The organism is Aquabacterium parvum (genome assembly GCF_001447195.1).
GTDB lineage: Bacteria > Pseudomonadota > Gammaproteobacteria > Burkholderiales > Burkholderiaceae_C > Aquabacterium > Aquabacterium parvum.
Genome location: NZ_LFRI01000403.1, coordinates 1 through 273, shown reverse-complemented (window position 1 = coordinate 273; position 273 = coordinate 1). Strand labels below are relative to the sequence as shown.

The window sequence follows — 273 nt, the reverse complement described above, 5'->3', positions numbered from 1 at the left end:
TGTATTGCGATCCGATTCCGCTCAATGCCGAACAAGAAAAGGCTTGGCACGTACAGCGCGTCACGCTCGATGAACTGCTCGAAAAATGTGATTATGTCGTGCCGATGGTTCCGATGGCCGCAGAGACACTGCATCTAATCGATGCCACCGCGTTGGCCAAGATGAAAACCGGTAGCTACCTGATCAATGCATGTCGCGGCTCGGTCGTGGATGAGAATGCGGTGATAGCAGCACTGGCGTCTGGAAAACTAGCTGGATATGCAGCCGATGTCT

General features: G+C 53.1%; 1 protein-coding gene. It reads left to right on the top strand.

Annotated features, from left to right (window positions below; translation table 11 throughout):
- Nucleotides 1–273 (top strand): NAD(P)-dependent oxidoreductase (locus ABG80_RS16525; RefSeq protein WP_268760926.1); only part of this gene is annotated, 273 nt, incomplete at both ends.